At 71.0% G+C, this 25,219-nt stretch carries 24 protein-coding genes; 2 read left to right on the forward strand and 22 right to left on the reverse strand.

The genetic code is table 11. From position 1 onward, the window contains the following. Position 1 precedes the first annotated feature (1 nt). The 11 genes from BLA60_RS36210 to BLA60_RS36260 form a co-directional block, all read right to left on the reverse strand. A complete protein-coding gene (locus BLA60_RS36210; RefSeq protein WP_075137572.1) occupies positions 2-427 on the reverse strand; it encodes a hypothetical protein in 426 nt (141 codons plus the stop codon). Positions 428-727: 300 nt separating this feature from the next. Further along, entirely contained in the window at positions 728-1,492 is a 765-nt protein-coding gene (dapB, locus tag BLA60_RS36215; RefSeq protein ID WP_425427122.1) for a 4-hydroxy-tetrahydrodipicolinate reductase, read from the reverse strand. Next, a complete protein-coding gene (locus BLA60_RS36220; RefSeq protein WP_075137573.1) occupies positions 1,489-2,808 on the reverse strand; it encodes a M16 family metallopeptidase in 1,320 nt (439 codons plus the stop codon). The genes dapB and BLA60_RS36220 overlap by 4 nt, the downstream gene beginning before the upstream one ends. Positions 2,809-2,833: 25 nt before the next feature. Beyond that, a complete protein-coding gene (locus tag BLA60_RS36225; protein WP_075137574.1) occupies positions 2,834-5,107 on the reverse strand; it encodes a polyribonucleotide nucleotidyltransferase in 2,274 nt (757 codons plus the stop codon). 247 nt (positions 5,108-5,354) lie between these two features. Further along, positions 5,355-5,624 carry a 30S ribosomal protein S15 gene (gene rpsO, locus BLA60_RS36230; RefSeq protein WP_075130364.1) on the reverse strand — a complete coding sequence of 90 codons (270 nt, stop codon included), beginning with the start codon at positions 5,622-5,624 and terminating at the stop codon, positions 5,355-5,357. 111 nt (positions 5,625-5,735) lie between these two features. Beyond that, entirely contained in the window at positions 5,736-6,305 is a 570-nt protein-coding gene (gene thpR, locus BLA60_RS36235) for an RNA 2',3'-cyclic phosphodiesterase (RefSeq protein ID WP_075137575.1), read from the reverse strand. Between the two features lie 21 nt (positions 6,306-6,326). Then, positions 6,327-6,806: a helix-turn-helix domain-containing protein gene (locus BLA60_RS36240; RefSeq protein ID WP_075137576.1), complete on the reverse strand. Its 480-nt coding sequence runs from the start codon at positions 6,804-6,806 to the stop codon at positions 6,327-6,329. 133 nt (positions 6,807-6,939) lie between these two features. Beyond that, positions 6,940-7,893 (reverse strand): bifunctional riboflavin kinase/FAD synthetase, encoded by a 954-nt coding sequence (locus BLA60_RS36245; RefSeq protein ID WP_075137577.1) that lies wholly within the window; start codon positions 7,891-7,893, stop codon positions 6,940-6,942. Between the two features lie 33 nt (positions 7,894-7,926). Next, positions 7,927-9,438: an amidohydrolase family protein gene (locus tag BLA60_RS36250; RefSeq protein ID WP_154814838.1), complete on the reverse strand. Its 1,512-nt coding sequence runs from the start codon at positions 9,436-9,438 to the stop codon at positions 7,927-7,929. 54 nt (positions 9,439-9,492) lie between these two features. After that, positions 9,493-10,374 (reverse strand): tRNA pseudouridine(55) synthase TruB, encoded by an 882-nt coding sequence (gene truB / locus BLA60_RS36255; RefSeq protein ID WP_245812395.1) that lies wholly within the window; start codon positions 10,372-10,374, stop codon positions 9,493-9,495. 59 nt (positions 10,375-10,433) lie between these two features. Then, positions 10,434-11,720: an MFS transporter gene (locus tag BLA60_RS36260; RefSeq protein ID WP_075137612.1), complete on the reverse strand. Its 1,287-nt coding sequence runs from the start codon at positions 11,718-11,720 to the stop codon at positions 10,434-10,436. Between the two features lie 175 nt (positions 11,721-11,895). Here BLA60_RS36260 and BLA60_RS36265 point away from each other — a divergent pair, with 175 nt between their 5' ends. Beyond that, positions 11,896-12,222: a hypothetical protein gene (locus BLA60_RS36265; RefSeq protein WP_075137579.1), complete on the forward strand. Its 327-nt coding sequence runs from the start codon at positions 11,896-11,898 to the stop codon at positions 12,220-12,222. Here the strand turns inward: BLA60_RS36265 and BLA60_RS36270 are convergent. The 8 genes from BLA60_RS36270 to BLA60_RS36305 form a co-directional block, all read right to left on the reverse strand. Next, on the reverse strand, positions 12,219-13,535 hold the full coding sequence (locus tag BLA60_RS36270) for an MATE family efflux transporter (RefSeq protein ID WP_075137580.1): 1,317 nt from the start codon (positions 13,533-13,535) through the stop codon (positions 12,219-12,221). The two genes, BLA60_RS36265 and BLA60_RS36270, sit on opposite strands and share 4 nt — an antisense overlap. A 19-nt stretch (positions 13,536-13,554) precedes the next feature. Further along, positions 13,555-14,886: a Gfo/Idh/MocA family protein gene (locus tag BLA60_RS36275; protein WP_075137581.1), complete on the reverse strand. Its 1,332-nt coding sequence runs from the start codon at positions 14,884-14,886 to the stop codon at positions 13,555-13,557. Positions 14,887-15,146: 260 nt separating this feature from the next. Continuing rightward, entirely contained in the window at positions 15,147-16,268 is a 1,122-nt protein-coding gene (locus BLA60_RS36280) for an ABC transporter ATP-binding protein (RefSeq protein WP_075137582.1), read from the reverse strand. A gap of 125 nt (positions 16,269-16,393) precedes the next feature. Further along, positions 16,394-17,287, reverse strand: a complete 894-nt coding sequence (locus tag BLA60_RS36285; protein WP_245812397.1) for a carbohydrate ABC transporter permease — start codon at positions 17,285-17,287, stop codon at positions 16,394-16,396. Positions 17,288-17,291: 4 nt separating this feature from the next. Continuing rightward, positions 17,292-18,209 carry a carbohydrate ABC transporter permease gene (locus BLA60_RS36290; protein WP_075137583.1) on the reverse strand — a complete coding sequence of 306 codons (918 nt, stop codon included), beginning with the start codon at positions 18,207-18,209 and terminating at the stop codon, positions 17,292-17,294. A gap of 79 nt (positions 18,210-18,288) precedes the next feature. Then, positions 18,289-19,521, reverse strand: a complete 1,233-nt coding sequence (locus tag BLA60_RS36295) for an extracellular solute-binding protein (RefSeq protein ID WP_245812398.1) — start codon at positions 19,519-19,521, stop codon at positions 18,289-18,291. 123 nt (positions 19,522-19,644) lie between these two features. Further along, positions 19,645-20,673 (reverse strand): DHH family phosphoesterase, encoded by a 1,029-nt coding sequence (locus BLA60_RS36300; protein WP_075137614.1) that lies wholly within the window; start codon positions 20,671-20,673, stop codon positions 19,645-19,647. 72 nt (positions 20,674-20,745) lie between these two features. After that, the gene (locus BLA60_RS36305; RefSeq protein ID WP_245812400.1) at positions 20,746-21,435 is read right to left on the reverse strand and encodes an alpha/beta hydrolase; all 690 of its coding nucleotides are present in this window, start codon (positions 21,433-21,435) and stop codon (positions 20,746-20,748) included. A 315-nt stretch (positions 21,436-21,750) separates the two neighbouring features. Between BLA60_RS36305 and BLA60_RS36310 the strand changes: the two genes are divergently transcribed. Beyond that, positions 21,751-22,191 (forward strand): MarR family winged helix-turn-helix transcriptional regulator, encoded by a 441-nt coding sequence (locus BLA60_RS36310; RefSeq protein ID WP_075137586.1) that lies wholly within the window; start codon positions 21,751-21,753, stop codon positions 22,189-22,191. Between the two features lie 61 nt (positions 22,192-22,252). Here BLA60_RS36310 and rbfA read toward each other — a convergent pair whose 3' ends face one another. The 3 genes from rbfA to infB form a co-directional block, all read right to left on the reverse strand. Then, entirely contained in the window at positions 22,253-22,702 is a 450-nt protein-coding gene (gene rbfA, locus BLA60_RS36315; protein WP_075137587.1) for a 30S ribosome-binding factor RbfA, read from the reverse strand. A gap of 40 nt (positions 22,703-22,742) precedes the next feature. Beyond that, the gene (locus tag BLA60_RS36320; RefSeq protein ID WP_075137588.1) at positions 22,743-23,039 is read right to left on the reverse strand and encodes a DUF503 domain-containing protein; all 297 of its coding nucleotides are present in this window, start codon (positions 23,037-23,039) and stop codon (positions 22,743-22,745) included. Between the two features lie 76 nt (positions 23,040-23,115). Further along, on the reverse strand, positions 23,116-25,219 hold a 2,104-nt coding region (gene infB, locus BLA60_RS36325; RefSeq protein WP_075137615.1), incomplete at its 5' end, for a translation initiation factor IF-2.

Here is a 25,219-nt window from a genome sequence, read left to right on the forward strand (position 1 = left end):
CTCAGCTCCGAATGTTGACCGGCATGATGCCGCTGGACAGGTTGCCGATCGCGCTGTACGCGGACGGGGTCAGGTCGAGCAGGCGGTTGGACGCGCACTTGCCCGAGCAGCAGGACTGCTCACCGCACCACAGGTCGGTCTGCGGGCCGCAGTCCGCGATCGTCACGGCGATCTCCGTCGAGCCGCACAGGTGCTGGACGTAGAAGGTGTGGCCGCAGGTCCGGCGCAGCAGGGTGTCCCCGCACTTGTCCGGTCTGGTGATCGCGAAGCAGTTGTCGGAGGTGTTGGGCCAGGCGCAGTGGCGGCTGCCGGAGCGGCAGTTGCCGCAGGCGCCGCCGCCGGCCGAGCCGCACGGGCCCCAGGCCGCGCCGCAGCAGAACCACGAGGTCTCCGCGGTCGTTGGTGCCAGCTGTTCTGGTTGTGCCATGGGTCAATCCCTTCGGGGGTTGCCCCGGCATCGCCGTCGATCCGCGCCGAATCGAGGGCGCGTCGGATCGGGGCGAGCACGCGTGCGGGCGCGTGCTCTCCCTGATCCACGTCTGGCCCTCGTCGTACGCGGTCCCGGTGACGATTGCAGGGTGGGACTTTCGCACGAACAGACGGGAGTTAGTTAGCTACTGACGGCACTCGACGCTACGGATGACACGCGAAGATCACACCGGCCACCCGGAGCAGCGTTGCATCGCAAACGGCGCAAATCCGGTCACGTTTTCCCAGTTGGCGACCCTCAGAGCGGGAGCAGGTTCTCCAGCCCGACGGTCAGCCCGGGACGGCCGACGATCTCCCGGACGGCCAGCAACACGCCCGGCATGAACGACGTGCGGTCCAGCGAGTCGTGCCGGATCGTCAACGTCTCCCCCTCGCCGCCGAACAGCAGCTCCTGGTGGGCGATCAACCCCGACAGCCGCACCGAATGCACCCGCACGTCCGACACCAGCGCGCCGCGCGCGCCGTCCTCGTCGTGCGTGGTCGCGTCCGGGGACCGGCCGAGACCGGCCTCGGCCCTGGCCCGCGCGACCAGGCGCGCGGTGTGCGCCGCCGTGCCCGACGGCGCGTCGGCCTTGTTCGGGTGGTGCAGCTCGATGATCTCCACCGACGGGTAGAACCGCGCGGCCAGCTCGGCGAAGCGCATCGACAGCACCGCCCCCAGCGCGAAGTTCGGCGCCACCAGCACGCCCACCCCCGGCCGGTCGGCCAGCCACCCGGCCAGCGTGTCCAGCCTGGCCGTGTCGAACCCGGAGGTGCCCACCACGCAGTGCAGGCCCTGCTCGACGCAGTACCGCAGGTTGTCCATCACCACGTCGGGGTGGGTGAAGTCGACCACGACCTGCGCGCGGGCGTCGACCAGCGCCGAGCGGGGGTCGTCCTCGTCGACCTCGGCGACCAGCGCCAGACCGTCGGCGGCCTCGACCGCGGCGCGGACCTGGGCCCCCATCCGTCCCCGCGCCCCGAGCACCCCCACCCTGATCAGCTCGTCCACCTCGCTGGTCACCTCGCCACCTCGGCCGGCACGTCGTCGACGTGAGCGTAGGGCCCGACCACCGCGGTGGCGACCGGACGCGACAGCAGCTGCCCGGCCAGCGCCGCGACCTGCTCGGTGGTCACCGACTCGATCCGCTCCAGGGTCTGCTCGACGGTCAGGTACCGGCCGTAGCTCAACTCCCCCTTGCCGATCCGCGACATCCGCGAGCTGGTGTCCTCCAGGCCCAGCACCAGGCTGCCGCGCAGCTGGCCCTTGGCCCTGGCCACCTCGCTGTCGTCGAGCCCCTCGCGGGCGACGTCGCGCAGGATCTCGTGCACCACACCGGCCACCGAGCCGAGCCGGTCGGGCTGGCAGCCCGCGTAGACCGACAGGTGACCGGTGTCGGCGTAGGAGGCGACCGACGAGTACACCTGGTAGGCCAGCCCCCGCCGCTCGCGGATCTCCTGGAACAGCCGCGAGCTCATGCCGCCGCCCAGCGCGGTGTTCAGCACACCGAGGGTCCAGCGGCGGTCGTCGTGGCGGTCGAGGGCGCGCATGCCGAGCATCAGGTGCGCCTGCTCGGTGTCGTCGGTGTGCAGCACCAGGCCCCGGGGCGGGGCGATCCGCGCCCGGCCGGCACGCGGGGTGCCCGGCGGCCGGTCGCCGACGAGCCGGTCGCGCAGCAGCCGCCGCGCGTGCCGCAGCACCTCGCCGTGGGTGATGTTGCCGGCCGCCGCGAGCACCATCCGGGGCATCGCGTAGCGGCGCTTGTAGAAGCCGTGCAGCGCGGTGCGGCTCAGCTCGGTGATCGACTGCTCGGTGCCCAGCACCGACCGGCCCAGCGGGTGGTCGGTGAACAGGGCCTCGATGAACGTGTCGTGCAGCAGGTCCTCGGGGTCGTCGTCGCGCATGGCGATCTCCTCGAGGACCACACCGCGCTCGGTCTCCATGTCCTGGTCGGCCAGCACCGCGTCGAACACGACGTCGGAGACCAGGTCCATGGCCAGCGGCAGGTCGGTGTCGAGCACGTGCGCGTAGTAGCAGGTGTGCTCCTTGGCGGTGAACGCGTTGAGCTCACCGCCGACCGCGTCGATCTCCTCGGCGATCTGGCCGGCCGAGCGCCGCGCGGTGCCCTTGAACAGCAGGTGCTCCAGGTAGTGCGCGGCCCCCGCGACGTGCTGCTGCTCGTCGCGGGAGCCGACGCCCACCCAGATACCGACGGAGGCCGAACGGACTCCCGGGACCTGTTCGGTGATCACACGCAGACCGCCGGGCAGCACCGTGCGCTTGACGACGCACCCGCTCTCGGTCCGCTCCAGGACTCGGGTATTTCCGTTACGTACCAACGAAACTCTGCCTCGGGCTAGGGGATCAGGCCTTGGTGGACTCGTCCGCCGCCGCCTCGGCCTGCTCCTCGGCCGGCTTCTCGGCTGCCTGGTCGGAATCGTCCTTCACCGGAACGAGGCTGATCTTGCCACGCTGGTCGATGTCGGCGATCTCCACCCGGAGCTTGTCACCGACCTTGACCACGTCCTCGACCTTGCCGATGCGCTTGCCGTTGCCCAGCTTGGAGATGTGCACCAGGCCATCCTTGCCGGGCAGCAGCGAGACGAACGCGCCGAACGCGGCGGTCTTGACCACGGTGCCCAGGAAACGCTCACCGATCTTGGGCAGCTGCGGGTTGGCGATGGCGTTGATCTTGGAGATCGCGGCCTCCGCGGACGGACCGTCCGCCGCACCGACGTAGATCGTGCCGTCGTCCTCGATCGAGATGTCGGCGCCGGTCTCCTCGGTGATCGAGTTGATCATCTTGCCCTTCGGGCCGATGACCTCGCCGATCTTGTCCACCGGGATCTTCACGCTGGTCACGCGCGGCGCGTACGGGCTCATCTCGTCCGGCGACGCGATGGCCTCGGCCATCACCTCCAGGATCGTCAGCCGGGCGTCGCGGGCCTGGGCCAGCGCCGCGCCGAGCACCTCGGAGGGGATGCCGTCGAGCTTGGTGTCCAGCTGCAGCGCCGTCACCAGCTCCTTGGTCCCGGCGACCTTGAAGTCCATGTCACCGAAGGCGTCCTCGGCGCCGAGGATGTCGGTCAGCGCGACGTAGCGGGTCTCGCCGTCCACGTCGTCGGAGACCAGACCCATGGCGATGCCCGAGACCGGCGCCTTGAGCGGCACACCGGCGTTGAGCAGCGACATGGTCGACGCGCACACCGAGCCCATCGACGTCGAGCCGTTGGACCCGAGCGCCTCGGAGACCTGGCGGATCGCGTAGGGGAACTCGTCACGCTTGGGCAGCACCGGGATCAACGCCCGCTCGGCCAGCGCGCCGTGGCCGATCTCGCGCCGCTTGGGCGAGCCGACCCGGCCGGTCTCACCGGTGGAGAACGGCGGGAAGTTGTAGTGGTGCAGGTAGCGCTTGTGCGTCTCCGGCGACAGCGAGTCGATCTGCTGCTCCATGCGCAGCATGTTCAGCGTGGTGACACCCAGGATCTGGGTCTCGCCGCGCTCGAACAGCGCCGAGCCGTGCGCCCTCGGGATCAGCGCGACCTCGGTGGACAGCTGGCGGATGTCGGTCAGGCCCCGGCCGTCGATGCGCACCTTGTCCCGCAGGATGCGCTGGCGGACCAGCTGCTTGTTCAGCGAGCGGAAGGCCGCGCCGACCTCCTTCTCACGGCCGTCGAACGCACCGCCCTCGACCGCGCCGACCTTCTCCAGGGTCGCGGCCTTGATCTCGTCGATCCTGGCCTCGCGCTCCTGCTTGCCGGCGATGGTCAGCGCCTGCGCCAGCTCCGCGGACACCGCCGCCTCGACCGCCGAGTAGGCGTCGGGCTGGTAGGCCGGGAAGGTCGGGTAGTCGCGGGTCTCCTTGGCGGCGACCTCGGCCAGCCGCGCCTGCGCCTCGCACAGCACGCGGATGAACGGCTTGGCGGCCTCCAGACCCTGCGCGACGACCTCCTCGGTCGGCGCGGTGGCACCGGCCGCGACCAGGTCCAGGACCTGCTCGGTGGCCTCGGCCTCGACCATCATGATCGCCACGTCGGCGGAGTCACCCTCACCGACGACCCGACCGGCCACGACCATGTCGAAGGCGGCCTTCTCCAGCTGCTCGTGGGTCGGGAAGGCGACCCACGCCTCGCCGATCAGCGCCACCCGCACGCCACCGACCGGGCCGGAGAACGGCAGGCCGGCGAGCTGGGTGGAGGCGGACGCGGCGTTGATCGCCACCACGTCGTAGAGGTCCTGCGGGTTGAGGCTCTGCACGGTGATCACGACCTGGATCTCGTTGCGCAGGCCGTCCACGAAGGACGGGCGCAGCGGGCGGTCGATCAGCCGGCAGGTGAGGATCGCGTCGGTGGACGGGCGGCCCTCGCGGCGGAAGAACGAGCCGGGGATGCGGCCGGCGGCGTACATCCGCTCCTCGACGTCCACGGTCAGCGGGAAGAAGTCGAAGTGCTCCTTCGGGTGCTTGGACGCCGTGGTGGCCGACAGCAGCATGGTCTCCTCGTCGAGGTAGGCCACGACGCTGCCCGCCGCCTGGCGGGCGAGACGACCGGTCTCGAACCGGATGGTCCGCTTCCCGAAGTTGCCGTTGTCGATCACGGCGGTCGTCTCGTGAACTCCAGCTTCGCTGAAGTCGGTCATAGGGGTAACTCCTCAGTAGATCGCGGGCGCGCACACCCCATACGGGGCACAGGGCACGAGGTTCGCTATCTCACGAGGCCGGTCTTCGATCGAAGTCTCCGGGCGCGAGCGGTGTATTCCGCTCGGCTGGCCCGGGGACCACTACCGAGGACCGGCGAACTGATCCCCGTACGCGGCGCGCAAAGCCCTGTTCGTTTCCTGTTATAGACATCGGGGGAGCGGTCAAGGACCGCTCCCCCGATGGGGCTTATCGGCGCAGACCGAGTCGCTGGATCAGCGACCGGTAGCGTTCGATGTCCACCTTGGTCAGGTAGTTGAGCAGCCGGCGGCGACGGCCGACCAGCAGCAACAGACCCCGACGTGAGTGGTGGTCGTGCTTGTGCACCTTCAGGTGCTCGGTCAGGTCACTGATGCGCTTGGTCAGCATCGCGACCTGGGCCTCCGGCGAGCCGGTGTCGGTGTCGTGGACGCCGTACTCGGCCAGGATGGTCTTCTTCTGTTCAGTGGACAGCGCCACTCGTCGTCTCCTCGGGTTTGAGATGTCCGTGCGGTCCCGATACACGGGAAGTAGGTGCCAGCCGCCACGGACCGCAGCCGGACCCAAACACCGAGGGTAGCAGGTGGTTCGTCACCCGTTCTTACTGGCCAGCGGCACGCGGTCCAGTGGCGTGTAGACCGGCGCGGCGCCGGACTCGGCCTGGTCCGAGCGGAACAGCACGATCTCGCCGACCGGCCACCAGCTTCCCACGAAGTCCGACAGCGCGTGCACGGCCCGGATCGCCAGGTCGCTGCCCGAGGCGCCGCGCCGCCACCGGGCGACGGTGACGTGCGCGGCGAAGGCGTACCGGTCGGCGTTGGTGTCGGCGTTGAGCGCACCGGCCATGGTGTGCAGCGACGCCACGTCCCGGGCGTCCATCGGGTTGACCCCGATCCACAGCACACCCGGGAACCGGCCGGCGCCGCGCAGCCGCAGCCGGGCCGTCGGCAGGCCGCTGGCCTGGCGGCGGAACCAGGCGCCGCGCCGGTCGGCGTGCTCCCGGTCACCGTAGAAGCCGAGGGTGATGTGCCAGCGGTCGGGCGGGGTCCAGACCAGACCGGAGTCGAGGTCCGGGTCGGCGGCGCGCAGTGCCCGCAGCCGCTGGTCGAGTTCGGCGTGGACGGCGGCCGGCAGTTCGAGCGCGGAGAAGAGCCGGACCATCTCAACCAGTCACTGTGACGGTCACTGTGACTGTCCGGCGCGGCGCAGCAGGTCGGCCAGCTCCGGGAACTTGCCGTTGAGCAGCCCGGCGGCGGCGGTGAGATCACCGGCGTCGGCCACCCTGCGTAACGCGGCGACCGCCACGCGGTCGTTGCGGCCGATGTCGACGGGCAGGTTGTCCCTGGTCACCGAGGGCCGGGAGGCGCGCACCTCCTCCAGCGCGCGCATCATGGCCTCCTTCTTGCCGGCGGCCACGTCCGGCACGAGGACCTTGCGTTCCAGCATGATGAGTCTGGCCAGCACCGCCGGGTTGCCGATCTTGGCGCGCCGGCCGGACATGACCTGGCTGAGCATCGGCGCACTGATCCCGAGCACGTCGGCCAGGTAGGCCTGCGAGATGTCGAAGGCCACCACCAGGCGACGAACTCGGTCCCCGAGCGGTTCGCCGTACCACTCCCGCTGCAGTGCGAGATTGCGCTGGACGATCTTGTGGTCCTCCACCTTCGCCTCTCCCCGGTTCCCGCGACGCCGGCCATGCCCCACAGCCTCACCGCATCCTGCCAGCCCAGGCGCCCCCGCGTGGCAAAAGCCGACACCTGTTCGCATGTGCACGGAACAGTACATACAGAACGGCTCAGGTGAGCAGTTCCCTGGTCCGCCGGACGTCGTCGTGCATCTGCTCGACCAGCGCCGACGACGAGTCGTAGCGCTCCATGGAACGCAGCCGGCCGACGAAGTCCAGCCCGACCCGCTGGCCGTAGAAGTCCTCGTCCACGTCCAGCACGAACGCCTCCACCCGGCGTTCGCGCCCGGAGAAGGTCGGGTTCGTGCCGACCGAGATGGCCGCCATCAGCGGCGGCCGACTGCTGTTGTTGAGCAGGGAGAACCGGCCGGCGTACACCCCGTCGGCCGGCACCGCCGCGTAGCGCGGGGTGGACAGGTTGGCCGTCGGGAAGCCCAGCTCGTGGCCCCGGCGGTCGCCGCGCACGACGATCCCCTCCAGCCGGTGCGGGCGGCCCAGCGCGGCCGCGGCGGCGGTCACGTCACCGGCGTCGACACAGGCACGGATGTAGGTCGAGGAGAAGGTGATCTCGTCGGACGCCTCGTGGTGGGGCACGGTGACCAGTTCGGCGCCCTCGGCGACGAAGCCGAAGCGCTGGCCGAGCTGGGTCAGCAGGGCGACGTCGCCGCGCGCGCCGTGCCCGAAGGTGAAGTTGCGCCCGACGACCACGGCCGCCACGTGCAGCTGTTCGACCAGCACCTCGTGCACGAACTCGTCGGCGGGCACCTTGGACAGCTCGTGGGTGAAGGGCAGCACGCAGAACACGTCCACGCCCATCCGCTCCACCAGCTCGGCCTTGCGGCGCAGCGTGGTCAGCTGCGCCGGGTGGCTGCCGGGGCGCACCACCTCCGACGGGTGGGGGTCGAAGGTGAGCAGCACGCTGGGCATCCCCCGCTGCTCGGCCAGCGTGACCGCCCGGTTGATCAGCGCCTGGTGTCCGAGGTGCACACCGTCGAACACGCCGATGGTGGCGACGCACCGCCCCCAGCCACCGGGAATGAACTCCAACCCTCGCCACCGCTGCACCCGCCCACCCTATTCCGGCGGGCCCGGCGGGGGTCAGGCCGGGACGGCGTGGCAGGCGCAGGCGGGTGCCACGGCGGCCCCGGTGATGCCGGCGGCGGCCCGCTCGACGTCGGCCAACAGCTGGTCGCGGGCGGCGCGGTCGTAGTAGGTGCCCCTGGCCAGGACGCCGGCGACACGCCGGGTGTTGCGGATGTCGCGCAGCGGGTCGGCGTCGAGCACGACGAGGTCGGCGACGTGTCCCCTGGCGACACCGCCCGAGCGGGTGCCGAGGTAGGCGGCCGGTTCTGTGGTGGCGGCGCGCAGCGCGTCCATCGGGGAGAGGCCGGCGTCGGCGAACAGTGCCAGCTCGTCGTGCACCGAGAAGCCGGGGTACACCCCGCAGGTCGCCAGGTCGGTGCCGACCATCAGCGGCACACCGGCCCGGTGCAGCTCCCCCACCAGCGCGAGCCTGGCCTCGAACAGCTCGGCCCAGCGCGCGTCCAGCGACGGGTCGCGGCCCCTGAGATACAGCTCGGCGAGCGCGTGGTCGACCGAGGCCAGCATCGGCGCCGGCAGGTAGCGGCGGCGCGGGTCGGACCGGTCCAGGGTGCGGGCGAGGTCCAGGCCCCGGTGCATGGTCAGCGTGGGCACGACCCTGGTGCGCCGCCGGGCGAGCCGGTCGAACAGCAGCCGGGTCCTGATCCGGCCGTGGGTGCGCATCGCGTCGTACTCGATGGGGTGGCACTGGTTGAACCAGCCGTTGTAGTCGCCGAGTTCGAGCTGGACCCGTGCGAGCCGCTCGCGCAGGGCCGCCTCCCGGGTGGAGGTGGCGTAGAACAGCCCGAACAGGTGCTCGACGCTGCCCAGCCCCAGGTCGGCGGCCTCGGCGACGGTCACCGAGTCCGGGCAGTGGCCGACGAGGCGTGCCCCGTGCCGGCCGCACTCGGCGGCGATCGCGTGGAACGCCGGGCGGGACAGCCGGGAGTAGACCTTGACGAAGTCGGCGCCCTCGGCCAACTGCCGGCGCACGGCGGCGCGGGCCTGGGTGGCGTCGGCGACCTGGACGACCGGCAGCAGATTCGGGTCCCACAGTGACGGCGTGCCGTCGACGATGACGCTGCCGATCGTCCAGCGGGGTCCGGCGAGGGTGCCGGCCTCGATGCGCTGGCGCCACTCGTGGACCATCGGCGTGCCGGACAGCTCGCGCACGGTGGTCACCCCGTTGGCCAGGAACAGCGGCGGCTCGATCTGCTCGAACCAGCAGTGCACGTGCATGTCGGCCAGGCCAGGAATGAGGTACCGGCCGCGCAGGTCGACGACCGTGGCCCCGGCGGGAATCCCGGAGTAGGGGCCGACCGACTCGATCCGGTCGCCGCGCACGACGACCGTGGCGTCGTGGATCGTGCGGCGTCCGGCGGGGTCGATCACGGTGGCGTGGGTGAAGGCCGTCGGGCGGTCACCGGCCGCGGTGGCGGTGGCGGTGGCGGTGGCGCGGGCGCGGGCCAGGACGGTGGAAGCGCCGGCCGCGACACCGGCGGCCAGGACGCTACGGCGGGTGAGGTTCACACCTCAGATCGTCGACCGCGCGCGGGCCGCGAACCATGGAGCACGCACCCGTTCTCAGGCGGGGGTCAGCACCACCAGCGAACGGGTGAACTCGCCCTCGTCGACGGCCAGCGCGATCGCCCGCCCGGCCGGGTCGAACACCCCGTAGGTGCCGGTGATGCCCTCGGCCGGGAGCCGCTGGCCGCGCAGCAGCGCCGCCGCCGCGCGCTCGCCGACGTCGCGGCGGGGGAACGCGGCGGCCACCGCGGCGTCCAGCGGCAGCGACAGGCCGGGCTCGTCGGCGAGGCGTTCCAGGGTGGTGACCACGCGCAGGTCGAACGGTCCGACGCGGGTGCGGCGCAGTGCCGCGAGGTGCCCGCCGACGCCGAGGCCGGCGCCGAGGTCCCTGGCCAGCGCGCGGACGTAGGTGCCGGAGGAGCACTCGACCATCACGTCCAGCTCGATCGACGCGTCGAGCCGGCGCGTGGCGAGCACGTCGAACCGGGAGACCTCGACCGGGCGGGCGGCCAGCTCGACCTGTTCGCCGGCGCGCACCCGCGCGTAGGCCCGCTTCCCGTCGACCTTCACCGCGCTGACCGCGCTGGGCACCTGCTGGATGGCCCCGGTGAGCGCGCGGATCCCGTCGGCGATCGCCTCGTCGGCGACGGCGGCGACGCTCCCGTCCGGCGCGGTGGACACGACCTCGCCCTGGGCGTCGTCGGTGGTGGTGGCGCTGCCCAGGGCGATGGTGGCCAGGTAGGCCTTGGTGTCCAGGGCGAGGTGGCCGAGCAGCTTGGTGGCCCGTTCGATGCCCAGGACCAGCACGCCGGTGGCCATCGGGTCGAGGGTGCCGGCGTGCCCGACCTTGCGGGTGCCCATGATCCGCCGCACGCGGGCGACGACGTCGTGCGAGGTCAGGCCCGCTGGCTTGTCCACGACGACCAGTCCGGGGGGCACGACGACACGTTGTTTCACCGAGGCAGGGGGCACGCGGCCATTATTCAAGGCCGCCGGGGTCAGGCGCTGGCCAGGTCCCAGGCGCGGCGGCGGATCTGCACCGGCACGGTCTCGCCGCGCGCGGCCGCGTCGAACACCACCGCCCGGGCCCGCCGCCACCACACCGACGTGCGCCACAGGCCCAGCAGCAGGATCGCCACCACCGACAGCAGCGCCAGCCGGAACGCGGTGGTCGGCCCGAGCGGCTCGAACACCGACATCAGCACGCCGACGGCCAGCGCCGAGACGGTGATCGCGACGAACCCGCCGACGTTGACCACCCCGGTCGCGGTGCCCACCCGGCGCAGCGGGTTGTAGTCGCGGGCCAGGGCGAACCCGATGGCCGAGGCCGGCCCGCCGAGCGAGAGCACGGCGAACCCGGCGACCAGCACCGCGCCGGGCACCCGGCCGCCCGGCCAGCCAAGCAGGATCGCCCACACGGCGAGCGCGGCGACCAGGTAGCCGACGACCAGCGGTGTGCGGCACGCCGGCCAGCGGCTGATCAGCGCGCCGACCAGCGGCCCGCCGATGACGGCGCCGAGGACCAGCACGCCGAGCAGCAGGCCGGCGGCGGCCTCGCCCATGCCCTGCGCGCGCACCAGGTACGGGAAGCCCCAGAGCAGCCCGAGCATGGCGGGGGCGAACATCGTGGAGAAGTGCAGCCAGAAGCCAAGGCGGGTGCCCGGCGTCGACCAGGCGTGCCGGACCTGGGTGAGCACGGTGCGCAGCGACGGGGACGGCGCCTGGTCGGTGCCGGTGCCGTACAGGACCTCACCGTCGCGGACCCGCAGGGCGAGCACGACGGCGTAGAGCGCGGTCGCCGCGCCGGCCGCGGCGAAGGTCGCGGTCCAGCCGGGGCCGTCGAGCAGCAGGCTCAGCGGCACGGTCGAGAGCAGTTGGCCCAGCGCGCCGAGCGCGGCGGTGATCGAGGTCAGCGCGGCGTAGCGGCGGGCCGGGAAGTGCGCGGCGACCAGGCGCAGCACGCTGACGAAGGTCATCGCGTCGCCGACGCCGAGGACGGCCCTGGCGACCAGCCCGAGCGGGTAGGTGGTGGCGAACGCGAACAGTAGCTGCCCGGTGCCCATGAGCAGCGCGGCGGTGATCAGCACCCGGCGCGGGCCGAAGCGGTCGACGAGCATGCCGGTCGGTACCTGCATCAGCGCGTAGACGCCGACCTGCAGGACGGTGAAGGTGCCCAGCGCGGCGGGCCCGAGGCCGAACCGGTCGCTGGCTTCGAGGCTGGCGACCCCGAGCGAGGTGCGGTGGAACACCGCCGCCAGGTAGATGAGAACCGCTGTTGCCCACATCGCGAGTGCCCGTCGCGTCTGGCGGGTGTACTGCACAACGCTCCGTTCGGGGATCGGATCGGATGACTCCGGTGGTTACAGCGGTTCCGGGCGGCGAATCGTTAGCCAAGCTAAACGTGTGTTCGCCCACAGTTCACCAGGTACGGTCGACGTCCCTGGCACGCCGGAGGTCCCGATGAGCGATCCGCACATCCATGTCGAGCACCGGGTCGCGTGGCAGGGCTCCGGGGTACGCGACGTGGTCGCGTCGGCGTTCGGCCTGGCCGCCGACGCCCCGAGCACGGTGCGGACCGGCTGCGGCCGGCAGGTGCCCTACGCGATGACCGCCCAGCGCCCGGAGAGCGTCACCTGCCTGCCCTGCCGCGAGCACGCCCACCGCGAGCACCTGCGGCTGGCCGAGCAGGTCGAGCACCTGAGCCGCCAACCCGGCTCACCGGTCTCCGCCGGCGACGGGGCCCGCGCGGCCGCCCTGCACCGCGACCTCGCCCACCGGTTCGCCTAGGTTCGGACGGCGCCGACGACCGCCCAGCGGCCCGAGCGCACCCGGACCAGCAGCGTTCCCAGGCGCAGCAGCATGAACGCCGAGAGCCCGGTCCAGATGCCGACCAGCCCCCAGCCCAACGCCAGCGAGGCCCACACCATCGGCAGGAACCCGACCACCGCCGAGGCGATGGTCGCCGTCCGCAGGAACGCGGCGTCGCCCGCGCCGAGCAGCACCCCGTCGAGCGCGAACACCACCCCGGCGACCGGTTGCAGGGCCACGAAGAACCACCACGCGTGCGGAATCTCGCGCAGCACCGCGCCGTCGGCGGTGAACAGACCGGGCAGCACCCCGGCGAGCGCGGCGAACAGCGCGCCGAGCACACAGCCGAAGACCAGGCCGTACCCGGTGACCTGGCGGGCCAGACCCCGCGCGCGGCGGTCCTCGCGCGCGCCGAGCGCCTCACCGACCAGCTGCTGGGCCGAGATCGCCAGCGAGTCGAGCACCAGCGACAGGAACACCCACAGCTGCAACACGATCTGGTGCGCGCCGACCGCGCCGACCGAGGTGTGCGCGGCGACTGCCGTGGCCGAGACGAAACAGGCCTGGAACGCCAGGCTGCGCAGCACCAGGTCCCGGCCCAGCCGCAGCTGGGCCCGCATCATCGCCGGCACCGGTCGCAGCGGCACCCGCTCGGCCACCAGCGCACGGACGAACAACCCGGCCGACACGACCTGGGCGACGACGTTGGCCACCGCCGAGCCCTCCAGCCCCCAACCGGCCCAGTACACCAGCACCGGGCACAGCGCCGCGGACAGAGCGTTGCCCACCAGCACGTAGCGCAGCGGCCGGCGGGTGTCCTGGACCCCGCGCAGCCAGCCGTTGCCGGCCATCGTGACGAGGATGCACGGGACACCGAACAGCGCGATCCGCAGCCACGACACCGCCGCGTCGGCCACCTCGCCCTGGCCGGCCAGCAGCCGGGCGACCGGACCGGCCACCGCCTGACCGACCGCGACCAGCACCAGCCCGACGACCACCGCGAGCCAGGTGGCCTGCACGCCCTCGGCGACCGCGTCCGCGCGGCGCCCGGCGCCGTGCAGCCTGGCCGCGCGCGCGGTGGTGCCGTAGGACAGGAACGTCAGCTGGGTGGAGACCTGGGCGAGCACGATCGCCGCCACCGACAGCCCGCCCAGCGGGACCGCGCCCAGGTGACCGACCACGGCGGTGTCGACCAGCAGGTACAGCGGCTCGGCGGCGAGCACGCCCAGGGCGGGCACCGCCAGGCCCAGTACCCGCCGCAGCGGTTCCCGCTCTGCCGGTGGGGTGCTCACGGACCCCGACGATAACCGGCTAGGCGGGCTTGTCCGAGTCGGTGCCAGGGTGCGGGGTCTGCCAGTCGCCCCGGGTGAAGTCGGGGAACGGGATCGGCGCGCCCTGGTGGCGCACCGACAGCACGCTCAGCGGGTACGGGGAGTTCCACGCCGCCGAGTCGTACACGTCGATGTCCGGCGGCAGCCCCAGGCGCAGGCACTGCACGAGGCGCCACAACATCAGGTAGTCCATGCCGCCGTGCCCGCCGGGGCCGGGGCCGACGTCGGTCCACAGCCAGTGGTCGTGCTCGGCGTAGTCGTCGAAGGAGCCCCACTGGTCGTTGGTGCGGTCGGGCTCCAGGTAGATGCGCGGCGGGTAGTCCTCGAACACGCCGTTGGTGCCGGCGAGGTGGTTGAGCCGGGAGTACGGGTGCGGGTTGGACACGCCGTGCACCAGGTGCACGACCCGGCCCTTCGCCGTCTGGATGAGGCTCATCGTGACGTCGCCGTTGACGTAGTTCTCGCTCCACGTCTCGTCACCGGGCGGCTGGTGCTCGGCGCGGTAGGCGGCCAGGCCCAGCGCCGGGGTGCTCATCGACGTCATCCGCACGAACCGGTCGCCCCGGTTGAGGTCGAAGTAGGCGGCGACCGGGCCGAGGCCGTGGGTCGGGTAGAGGTCGCCGTTGGTGGTGGTGTGGAAGCGGCGGCGCCACTGGTCCTCGTAGTAGGTCTTGGAGAACAGCAGCTCGCGCAGGTCGTGCAGGTAGGCGCCGGAGGCGTGCAGCAGCTCGCCGAAGCGGCCGGCGTGGGCCAGCCGCAGCGCCCGCAGCTCGTTGCGCCCGTAGCAGCAGTTCTCCAGCTGGACGCAGTGCCGGCGGGTGCGTTCGGAGGTGTCGACCAGGCGCCACAGGTCATCGAGGGTCAGGCCCATCGGGCACTCGACGCCGACGTGCTTGCCGTTGCGCATGGCGGTCAGCGCCATCGGCGTGTGCCACTCCCAGGGCGTGGCGATGTAGACGAAGTCGACGTCGTCGCGGGCGCAGAGGTTCTCGTAGTCGTCGTCGCCGGCGGTGTACAGGGCCGGTGCCGGCTGGCCGGCGTCGGTGACGGCCCTGGCGGCGCGCTGGGCGAACTCCGGCCGGATGTCGCACAGCGCGGTGACCCGCGCGCCGGGGATGGCCAGCAGCAGCGGCAGCATCCCGCCGCCCCGGTTGCCGAGCCCGACGACACCGAACCGGGGCGCGTCGGTCGCGTCGAACGGCACGCCGATCATCGACCGGCCCGCGCGCGGCGGTGCCTGCGCGGCCGCCTCGATCCCGCCGGCCCCGGCCACCCCCAACCCGACCCCGGCGACGGCCGCCCCCCGCAACATCGAACGACGAGAAACAGACGGACCGCTCACGACTCCCCCTCGCAGGCCCGGTCGAGCCGCTCGCGGTCGCCCCGCACCCCGTGATTCGCTCCGCAAGGTCCGCTCATTGCACGCTCCCCGATTCGTAGTGCGTGAAACCGCGCTTCTCCAATCACCTTCACACACGGTCGAGCGCCGGGTCGAGGCCCATTCGGAGTAGACGAAAAACCGCCGCCGGGCACCGTGAACGGTGCCCGGCGGCGGTGGTGAGGCGTGCGGGATCAGTCGGGGAGGCGGTCGCCGGTCTCCGCGTCGAACAGGTGCACCGCACCCGGCTGCGGAACGAGGCCAACCTTCTCGCCGCGCTGGAAGGCGGACATGCCGGGCGCGCGCACGGTGATGGTGTGCGGGGCCTCGGACTCGTCGGCGGCCTCGGACGCGTCGGCGGCGGTCAGCTCGGCACTGGTCGAGCAGTACAGGAACTGGTCGCTGCCCAGCTCCTCGACGACCTCGACCATGGCGCCGATGCCCTCGCCGGCCGGCTTGAGGGTCCAGCCCTCCGGCCGCACCCCGACCACGACGTTCGGGCTGGTCAGCGCCTCACGCTGGGCCGGGGTCAGACCGATCGGCTGGCCGCCGATGACCGCGCCGTCGCCGTTGACCGTGGCGGGGATCAGGTTCATGGCCGGCGAGCCGATGAAGCCGGCGACGAACAGGTTCTTCGGCCGGCCGAACAGGCCGATCGGGGTGTCGCACTGCTGGAGCAGGCCGTCCTTGAGCACGGCCACCCGGTCGCCCATGGTCATGGCCTCGACCTGGTCGTGGGTGACGTAGATGGTGGTGACGCCCAGGCGGCGCTGCAACGACGCGATCTGCGTACGGGTCTGCACCCGCAGTTTGGCGTCGAGGTTGGACAGCGGCTCGTCCATGCAGAACACCTGCGGGCGGCGCACGATCGCGCGGCCCATGGCGACGCGCTGGCGCTGGCCACCGGAGAGCTTGGCGGGCTTGCGCTCCAGGTAGGGCTCGAGGTCGAGCAGCTTGGCCGCCTCCAGTACCCGCTCGGCACGCTCGGCCTTCGGCATCTTCTTGATCTTGAGGTGGAAGCCGATGTTGTCAGCGACCGTCATGTGCGGGTAGAGCGCGTAGTTCTGGAACACCATGGCGATGTCCCGGTCCTTGGGCGGCAGGTTGGTGACGTCGCGCTCACCGATCCGTACCGCGCCCTCGTCCACACCCTCCAACCCGGCCAGCATGCGCAGCGTGGTCGACTTGCCGCAGCCGGAGGGGCCGACGAGAACGAGGAACTCGCCGTCCTCGACCTCCAGGTCGAGTTGGTCGACCGCGGGCTTGTCGTTGCCCGCGTAGTAACGGCTCGCGCCGTCGAAAGTCACAGTGGCCATGGCTTACCTTTCGTCTCGCCGGTCAGAGACCGCACCCCGTCGTCGGCCCGGTGCGAAACCGGCGCACGAGCACAGAACAATCTAGAGCAACAAACCCGTGAACACCACGATTCAGAATCACGATCTCACTTCACCCCGCCCGCTGTCAGCCCCGAGACCAGGTGCTTCTCGATCAGCGCGAACAGCGCGACGACCGGCACGATGCCGATGAGAGAGACCGCGAAGACATACTGCCAGGCCGATTCGTACTGGCCGATGAACCTGGTCAGCGCGACGGTCAGTGGCTGGTTGGTGTCGGTGGGCAACAGGATCAGGCTGGCCGCGAACTCGTTCCAGCAGGCGATGAACGTGAAGATCACCGCGGTCACGATCCCCGGCCACACCAACGGAAGCATGATCCTGGTCAGCGACTGTCCCCGCGAACAGCCGTCCAGCCAGGCCGCCTCCTCGATCTCCTTGGGCACCGAGGCGAAGAAACTGTGCATGATCCACACCGCGAACGACAGGTTGAACGCCGCGTTCACCAGGATCATCGTCAGCCAGGTGTCGTTGATCTCCAGGGTGATGAACTCGCGGAACAGGCCCGAGGCCAGCACCGTGGGCTGGAGCATCTGGGTGATCAGCACCAGCAGCAGGAACGGCAGCTTGAGCCGGAAGTTGTGCCGCGCGGTGTAGTAGGCGGCCGGCAGCGCGGCGAGCAGCGCGAGCGCCGTACCGCACAACGAGATGACCACGGTGGACAGCAGGTTCGCCGGCAGCGGCGTCTCCGGCGTGTCCCACATGGTCAGGAAGTTGCTGGGCGCCCACTCCTGCGGCAGGTAGGTCGGCGGCACCCGCAGGATCTCCGGACGCGTCTTGAACGCGCCGATCAGCATGATCAGGTACGGGAACAGGAAGATCAGCGCGACGATCGAACCGACGATCGTCAGCCCCCACCGCCGCCGCTCGCGCGCCTTCGGCGGGTCGCCCCCGCCGTCGACCTCGGTGACCGTCACCGGTCGATCAACGACCGTACTCACGTGCTCAGTCCTCCCGCATCGGGCGCACGACGCGCAGGTAGATACCGATCACGACGACGACCACGACGAAGTTGAGCACGCTGAGCGCGCTCGCGGTGTCGATCTGGCGGTCGGCCTGGATGATCTTGAACATCAGCGAGGTCGTGGTGTCCGCGTCGTAGCCGGGGATCGCGCCGGTCATCGTCTTGAGGATCGGCAGGTTGTTGAACACGTTGATGACGTTGATGATCGTGGCCACCACGACCGCGCCGCGCAGCATCGGGAACACCACGCGCCAGTAGGTCTGCACCCGTCCGGCGCCGTCGATCTGCGCCGCCTCCAGCACGTCGTGCGGGACGGCCTGCAGGCCGGCGAGGAAGACGAACGTGGTGAACGGGATCGACACGAACACCGCGACGGCCATCGCCGAGAGGAACCCGGGCACCGGACTCTTCAGGAACCCGAACGGCTCGTCCAGCAGCCCGAGGTCGACCAGCGCCCGGTTGATGATGCCGTAGAAGGGATCCAGGCCGTAGACGAACACCGTCGAGGTCATCACGACCGACGCCGCCCACGGCACGATGATCACCATGCGCAGGACCTTGCGGCCGGGAAAGCGCTTGTTCAGGAACTGCGCGAGCACCAGCCCCAGACCGATGCTCAGCATCACCACCCCGACCACCCAGATGACGGTGTTCATCGCCACCTTGGGCAGGTGTTCCAGTTCCAGGACCCGCGCGTAGTTGTCGAAGCCGGCCCAACCCTTGTCGGTCCCGAACCGGGTCAGGTCGCGGAACGAGGTGTAGATCATGTAGCCGACCGGGTACACGACCACGCCGCCGATGAGGATCAGCGCGGGCGCGAGCCAGGGCAACGCCTGCAGGGTCGACTGTCGCCGAGCCCGCCGGCGCAGCGACCGGTGCGCGGTGGTCGGAGCTGTCACGCCGTGGTTCCTCCTGTGTGTGGCGCCGGTTCCGGGCCGCCCGCCACGGGCCGGCCCGGAACCTGGTGACGACGCGGGGTCAGCCCGTCGCGTCGGCCTTCGCCTGGATCTGGGACAGCACCTCGTCCACCGGCTTGGTCTCGATCTGGCCGACCAGCGACTTGAAGGCGCCGGAGGTCTCGGCCCAGGCCGGGTTGGTGGCCGGGTAGAACTTCGCGTCGGGCAGCGACTCCAGGAAGATCTTCAGCTCCGGCTTGGCGGACGCGGCCTCCGCGCCGGACTTGGTCGCCGGGATGAACTGCTCGTTGTCGTTGAACTTGACGTAGTTGTCCTGCTGGTAGAAGAAGTCCAGGAACTTCGCGATCGCCTCCTGCTTGTCCTCGCCCTTGTCGAAACCGACGAAGTAGTCGGCGACACCGAGCGTGGACGGCGAGCCGTCCTTGGTCGGCGACGGAGCGATCTCCCACTGCAGGTCAGGGTTCTTCTCGTTGATCTGGCCGACGATCGGCGGCAGGCCCTGGATCATGCCGATCTTGCCCTGGATGAACACGTCCAGCAGCGGCGTGCGGTCGGTGGCGCCCGGGTTGGGCTGGGTGACGCCCTCGTCGATCATCTTCTTCATGAACGTCAGGGCTTCCTTGGCCTCCGGCGTGTCGATCGTCATCTTGCCGTCGGACTCCCAGGTCCCGCCGGCACCGTAGGCGAAGATCGAGGTCTCGGCCTGCGCCTCCTCGCTGCCCAGCGGCATGCCGTAGCCGTGCACCCCGCCGCCGAGCGCGGAGATCTTCTTGGCGGCGTCGAGCAGTTCGTCCCAGGTCTTGGGCGGCGCGGTCACGCCGGCCTGGGTGAACAGGTCCTTGTTGTAGAACAGGGCCCTGGTCGAGGCGACCGTCGGCAGACCGTAGGCCACGCCGTCGATCAACGCGCTGTCGACGAACGACTTCTCGATGTCGGCCAGGGTCTCCGGGGAGACGATCTCCTCGGCCTTGTAGAGCAGGTCCTCGGCCGCGTAGGCCGGGCCGGCGGCGTCCAGCTCCAGGATGTCCGGCGCGCGGTTGTTCTGGATCTTGGTGGTGAGGACGGTGTAGATCTCGTCCCAACTCTGGGTTTCCAGCGTGACCTTGATGTCCGAGTTCTCCTTGTGGAAGGCCTCGACGAGGTCCTCCCAGTAGGGCTTGGTCAGGTCACCGTAGATCGGGACCAGCAGCTCGAGTTCGGTGGTACCGCCCTCGCTGCCGCTGCCGCCGGAGTCGTCCCCGCAAGCGGCCAACCCGAGCGCAGCCACGGCCGCGACCGCGACTGCCTTGATCACGCGCTTCACCTTGTCCTCCGTTTCCGCCCGGCCGGTCCGCCTGGCTGGAACCGCCTCGGACCCGGCCAGCCCGTGCGGCGATTGGTTTATACCACTGATCGGCCCGGTGTAGCCGGACCGTGCTCAACCCGATGCGCGCGGTCCCGGCTCTCCCGCGATCAACACCGGTTCCGCCAGCGCCTCGCGCACCTGGTCAAGCACCTCGGCACGGTCGCCGTGGGCGGTGAAACCGGCGGCCAGCCGGTGACCGCCACCGCCCAGGCGCAGCGCCGCCGCGCGCACGTCGACCGCGCCGGTCGCCCGCAGCGACCCGGTCCAGGTGGTCGGACCGGCCTGCTTGATGACCGCCGCCACCTCCGCCTCGCCGACGGTGCGCACGATGTCCACGACCGCCTCCACCTCCTCGATCCGGACCCCGTCGAGGTCGGTGAGCAGCACCGAGGTGTGCACCAGACCCCGGCCACCGACCGCGTCCGGTTCGAGCACCGCCCGCTCCAGCACCGTGGCCAGCATCGGCAGGAAGGCGAACGGGTGGGTGCCGAACAGCTCACGGGCCGCCTGGTCCGGGTCGACACCGGCGGCGACCAGCCGCGCGGCCAGCTCGTGGGTCACCGGGCGGGCCCGGCGGAACGAGCCGGTGTCGGTGACCAGACCGGCGTAGAGGCAGGTGGCGATGGCCGTGTCCAGCTCGACGCCGAGCAGGTCGAGCAGGTCGGCCACCAGCACGGCCGTCGCCTCGGCGGCCTCGTCCACGACGTGGTGGGTGCCGAAGAAGGTGTTGCTGGCGTGGTGGTCGACCACCAGCACCGGCGAGCCGGCCGCCACGGTCGCCTCGACCCGGTCGGCCAGCCGGCCGAGCCGGTCCAGACTGCTGGAGTCGACGGTGACCAGCAGGCCCGCCGTGGCCGGCACGTCGTCGGCCGGGACCACCAGCCCCGCCACGTCCAGCCACCGCAGCGACTCCGGCACCTCGTCCGGGAAGCCGAAACAGACCCGGACGCTGGCGCCGCGCCGGTGCAGCGCCAGCCCCAGAGCCAGCGCGCTACCCAGCGCGTCGGCGTCCGGGGCGACGTGGGCGAGCAGGGTCACGTCGGTCGCGGTGCGCAGCAGCTCCGCGGCGACACCAAGATCCGTGGTCGACACGCCCGACAGCCTCACGTAACCGAGCGGCTGCGTCCAGTACACCCACCGGAGATGGTTGTGGAGTTGAGATCTCGCGCGGGATCAGCCGATCTGCCGGCCGACGAACTTGAGCGCCTCGGGCAGCACCTTGCGCCAGTAGGCGTTGTCGTGCGCACCGGGGGTGAACTCGACCGCGCGCATGTTGGTGGCCTTGTCGGCCAGCCGCCGGGCACCGTCGATGAACGGGTCGGCCTCGCCGGACCACACGCCGATCGACACCCCGGCGAAGGAGGACAGGTTCTGCAGCGGATCGGTGTCCTTCCACCGCTGCTCGTTGGCGAACACGTCCCGCTCCTGGGCCTCCGGCCAGCTCAGGAACAGCGCCGGGCTGATCAGCGCGACGGCCGGACCGCTGGGGTTGGACGCGTAGTTCAACGCGCCGTAGCCGCCCATGGAGATGCCGAGCACGGCGAACGGGTTGGTCACCAGACCCCGCTCCCCCAGCCACTGCGGCATGTCCTGGGTGAGCATCGCCTGCGGGTCGTCGTCGCTGTCGCGGGCCACCCAGTAGGAGTCGCCGCCGTCCACCGCCACCACGGCGAAGGGCGGTACCCCCTGGTAGTTGACCAGTGAGGTCAGGATCTTGGGCACGCCGAGTTCGGTGAACATCCCCGCGCCCTTGCCCCGGCCGTGCAGGGCGAGGCACACAGGTAATTCCTGGGTGACCCCCTCGGGGCGCATGACGATCAGCTCGACCTCGGTGTGCCGGGCGATCGACGCGACGCGCTCCACGGTCACCGCCTTCGGCGGCGCGGACTTGCTTGCTCCGGACAAGGTGCCCGGAGCGGAACTGGTTCTGCCGGTTCTGACGGGAACGTCCGATGGCTCCGATGCACATCCGGCCGCGGCCGCGAGGCCAAGGCCGACAGCACCAAGCAGGACGTCTCGCCGCGTGCGGCGAAAGTCGCCTGCAGCCACGTCTCACCCCAAGCTGGCCGTAGTCGGATCAGGGAGCCACGAGAGTAGCGAAACCTTGTCCTGTATGGGATACGGATCGAAACATTGGCCACTTTGACAGGCACCTGTCAATGTGCGAGATTGTCGGACATGTCCCAGTTGACCACCGGTGGCGCGGAGTTCTCGGAACTGCTGGTGGAGGTCTTCCGGGTCAACGGACTGCTCCTTTCGGCGGGCGACGAGCTGAGCCGTCCGTCGGGTCTGACCAGCGCCCGTTGGCAGATCCTCGGCGTGATCGACCACGACCCGGCCACGGTCGCGCAGGTCGCCAGGACCATGGGCCTCACCAGACAGACCGTCCAGCAGACGGCCAACGCGCTGGCCCGCGACGACATGATCGTCTTCCAGGACAATCCCCGCGACCGGCGGGCCAGGGTGATGGCTCTCACACCGCGCGGACGCGTCGCCCTGCGTCAGGTCGAGCGCCGGCAGGCTGTCTGGGCCAACACGGTCGCCGCCCGGATGGCGGTCACCGAACTCCGCGCGGCGACCGGAACCCTGCGCGATCTCGCCGACCTGTTGGACAGCTGACCGAAGGACTCCTCCGACGACCCGGCCTGAACCGGCTCAGCCCGAGTCTCAGCCCCGGGTCTCAGCTCTCGTCCTCGTCCTCGCGGGGGGCCTTGTACGGGTCCGCCTCGCCGGCCGGCTGGGCGCCGTTGGCGAGGCGGGCGACCTCCTCGTCGGCGGCCTGGGCCCGGGCGAGCAGCTCGTCGATGTGCTTGGCGTCCTCGGGCACGGTGTCCGCGACGAACGTCAGCGTCGGGGTGAACCGGACCCCGGTGCCGGCGCCCACCCGCGAGCGCAGCACGCCCTTGGCCGACTCCAGCGCCGCCGCCGCACCCCGGGAGTCGGGCGTGGCGTCCAGCTTGTCGCCGAGGACCGTGTAGTACACGGTCGCGTCGTGCAGGTCGGCGGTGACCTTGGCGTCGGTGATCGTCACCCTGGCCAGGCGCGGATCCTTGACCTCGTGCTCCAGCGCGGACGCGACGATCTGCGCGATCCGCTTGGCGAGCTTGCGTGCGCGTGGTGCGTCAGCCACGACGTTCCTTCCTCACAGTGTTGTCCGAATCGTCGTGTGCTCAGTCGTCGTTCGGGCCGAGCAGGCGGCGGTGCGCCGAGACCAGCTCCAGCTCCGGCCGCCCCGCGACCAGCCGCTCACACGCGTCGAGCACCTCGCGCACGTGTCCGGCGTCGGCCGCGACGGCGGCCACGCCGATCAGCGACCGGCGGTGCTTGTCCAGGTGCCCGGCCTCGGCCACGGCGACCTCGAAGCGCCGGCGCAGCTCGGCGATCACCGGCCGCACCGCGGAACGCTTCTCCTTCAGCGAACGGATGTCCCCGAGCACGACATCCAGTTCGAGAGCCCCGACGTACAAAGGGGTTTCACTTTCCTTGAACAGGGCCCGGTCGCCGCGCCCACCAGGGGTGGACGCGGCGACCGAGACAGGTGACTCAGTCGCGCGGCTTCTCGCGCAGCTCGTAGGTCTCGACGATGTCGTCGACCTTGAGGTCGCCGTAGGAGCCCAGCGTCAGACCACACTCGAAGCCCTCCCGGACCTCGACCGCGTCGTCCTTGAACCGCCGCAGCGAGCTGACCGGCAGGCTCTCCTGGACCACGACGCCGTCACGCAGCAACCGGGCCTTGGCGTTGCGCCGGATCTCGCCGGAGAGCACCATGCACCCCGCGATCGTGCCGACCTTCGAGGACTTGAAGACCTCGCGGATCTCGGCCCGACCCAGCTCGACCTCTTCGTAGACCGGCTTGAGCATGCCCTTGAGAGCCTGCTCGATCTCGTCGATCGCCTGGTAGATGACCGAGTAGTACCGGACGTCGATGCCCTCGCGGTTGGCCTGCTCGGTGACCTTGCCCTCGGCCCGCACGTTGAACCCGAGGATGATCGCGTCGGACGCGATCGCCAGGTCCACGTTGGCCTTGGTGATGCCACCGACACCGCGGTCGATGACCCGCAGCTCGACCTCGTCGCCGACGTCGATCTTCGTGAGCGCGTCCTCGAGAGCCTCGACGGTACCCGAGTTGTCGCCCTTGATGATCAGGTTGAGCTGGCTGGTCTCCTTGAGCGCGGAGTCCAGGTCCTCGAGGCTGATCCGCTTGCGCCGCTGGGCGTTGGCCGCGTTGCGCATGCGCGCCGCGCGCCGCTCGGCGATCTGCCGGGCGGTGCGGTCCTCGTCGACCACCAGGAAGGTGTCGCCGGCGCCGGGCACCGAGGTGAACCCGATGACCTGGACCGGACGCGACGGGGTCGCCTCGATGACGTCGTCGTTGAACTCGTCGACCATGCGCCGCACGCGGCCGTAGGCGTCACCGGCGACGATCGAGTCGCCGACCCGCAGCGTGCCGCGCTGCACCAGCACCGTGGCCACCGGGCCGCGACCGCGGTCCAGGTGGGCCTCGATGGCGACGCCCTGCGCCTCCATCTCCGGGTTGGCCCGCAGGTCGAGCGACGCGTCCGCGGTGAGCACGACCGCCTCGAGCAGCCCGCCGATGTTGATGTTCTGCCGCGCGGAGATGTCGACGAACATCGTGTCGCCGCCGTACTCCTCGGCGACCAGCCCGTACTCGGTGAGCTGCTGGCGCACCTTCTGCGGGTTGGCACCTTCCTTGTCGATCTTGTTCACCGCGACCACGATCGGCAGGCCGGCGGCCTGCGCGTGGTTGATGGCCTCCACCGTCTGCGGCATGACGCCGTCGTCGGCGGCGACCACGATGATCGCGATGTCCGTCGAGTTGGCACCACGGGCACGCATGGCGGTGAACGCCTCGTGACCCGGGGTGTCGATGAAGGTGATCAGCCGCTCGTTGCCGTCGACCTCGACCGCGACCTGGTAGGCGCCGATGTGCTGGGTGATGCCACCGGCCTCGCCCTCGTGCACGGTCGTCTTGCGGATCGTGTCCAACAGGCGCGTCTTACCGTGGTCGACGTGACCCATGACGGTCACGACCGGCGGCCTGGCCTGCAGCTCCTCCTCGCCACCGGCGTTCTCGCCGTAGGAGATGTCGAAGGAGTCCAGCAGCTCGCGGTCCTCCTCCTCCGGGCTGACCACCTGCACCTTGTAGTTCATCTCGGTGCCGAGCAGTTCGAGCACGTCGTCGGAGACCGACTGGGTGGCCGTGACCATCTCACCGAGGTGGAACAGCACCTGCACCAGCGAGGCCGGGTTGGCGTTGATCTTCTCGGCGAAGTCGGTCAGCGAGGCACCGCGCGGCAGCCGGATGTTCTCGCCGTTGCCCTTGGGCAGGCGAACACCGCCGACGCTGGGCGCCTGCATGTTCTCCATGTACTCCTGGCGCTTCTGCCGCTTCGACTTGCGACCACGCCGGGACGGCCCACCTGGCCGGCCGAAGGCACCCGCGGCACCGCCGCGACCACCACCGGAACCGGGACGGCCACCGCCGCCACCACGGAAACCGCCGCCACCGCCGGCCGGGGCGCCTCCGCCGCCGCCACCGGGACGGAAGCCACCGCCTCCGCCGCCGCCACCGCCGCCACCGCGGAAGCCGCCGCCTCCGCCGCCGCCACCGCCGCGCGGACCACCG

Source organism: Actinophytocola xinjiangensis (genome assembly GCF_001921215.1).
GTDB lineage: Bacteria > Actinomycetota > Actinomycetes > Mycobacteriales > Pseudonocardiaceae > Actinophytocola > Actinophytocola xinjiangensis.